This window comes from Vitiosangium sp. GDMCC 1.1324 (assembly GCF_003044305.1).
Lineage (GTDB): Bacteria > Myxococcota > Myxococcia > Myxococcales > Myxococcaceae > Archangium.
Genome location: NZ_PZOX01000076.1, coordinates 1 through 1255, shown reverse-complemented (window position 1 = coordinate 1255; position 1255 = coordinate 1). Strand labels below are relative to the sequence as shown.

At 62.6% G+C, this 1255-nt stretch carries 1 protein-coding gene; it reads right to left on the bottom strand.

Annotated features, from left to right (window positions below):
- Window positions 1-13: 13 nt before the first annotated feature.
- Window positions 14-1165 carry an IS4 family transposase gene (locus tag DAT35_RS57935; protein ID WP_108077993.1) on the bottom strand — a complete coding sequence of 384 codons (1152 nt, stop codon included), beginning with the start codon at window positions 1163-1165 and terminating at the stop codon, window positions 14-16.
- Window positions 1166-1255: the final 90 nt, after the last annotated feature.

Genomic DNA, 1255 nt, shown 5'->3' with positions numbered 1-1255 from the left:
CTGAGGCATCCCCTCATAAAAGGCCAAAGGCTTCACGGAAAACGAGCTGCTCGTAGACGAGTTGGGCGAAGCGTTCAATGAGAGGGCGCAACCGGGTTTCGGGCATGTTGGGAAGAGCCTGGTAATACATGCAGCCCTGGCGGAAGAGGGAGTAGGTGCGCTTCTTCGAGGTGTTGGCTTTGAGGTCGCGCTCCATGCCGAGGCTCTCGCCAGCAGCCCCCAGTAGCGTCAACAGGGCACACGCGAGGGCGCTCAGAAGCAGCAGCCTGTCACGCCTGTCCGTCTCCGCGATTCGGAAGGAGGACAAGCCCATGCCGAAGCGCAAATCCTTCACATCCCTGAAACTCTCCTCAATGGTGAATCTCCCGCTGTAGAGAGCCACCACCTCGGCTCCGGAAGCTTCTGCCAGGCTGGTCGCCAGACACCAGGGCTCCTTCATGCCCTTCTTCTTCACGCATACCACCGCGGCGACTTCCACTTCGTCGTCCGTGACGCGTGCGCCTTTGAGTTTGCGCAGGTGTCCTGACGTCGGCACCCACTGCGCCGCGCTCCGGCGCTCGCCCTGGGCGCTGGTGACACTGATTCGCTGGCGGAAGCGCACCACGTACTCGAAGTGCAACTCCTCGAGTAGCGCATAGAGTTTCTGGTCCGCGAAGCCCCGGTCGGCCAGAATCGTCACCTTCACCTCGGGCGCAATCAACTCCCGCAGCCGCAGCAGGACGCTGTCCTCCACGTCATTGCGCATTCCCTTGAGCGTGGACTTGGGGACCGTCAACCACACCAGGGGCGTGGAGCGTCCGTGTCCGGTGCGCAGCGAGGCCACCAACGTGGTGTGGTCGTCCTCGTCGAAGTCCGTCCAGTCCAAGGCCACCACGGCCTCGGTGCGCTGTCCCATGACGTAGGGCACCCAGAGGGCAAACAGGTGCCACACGTCCACTCCCGTGTTGGACAGCAACCTGTCCACCTGCTTCACCCCGTGCTTGCCCTTCTTCCCCCTCGCTACCGCCAGGGCCTGCCCGATGGCGTACACCGAGAGGCTCGCGGCGTGGATGACGCCCAGCGTCGCCAGGGAGAGCGACAGCACCCTCTTGGCGTGGAGGTCGTCTCCGAAGAGTCCGGCGAGGAATTCATGCACCTGCTGTTCGTTGATGGCTTGAGTACCCACTTCTCCGGTAACATCCATGCCCCTACTGCTCAAACCACATGGCCAGATACGCGCTTCCTCGCCTGCTTGCTATATGAGGGGATGCCTCAG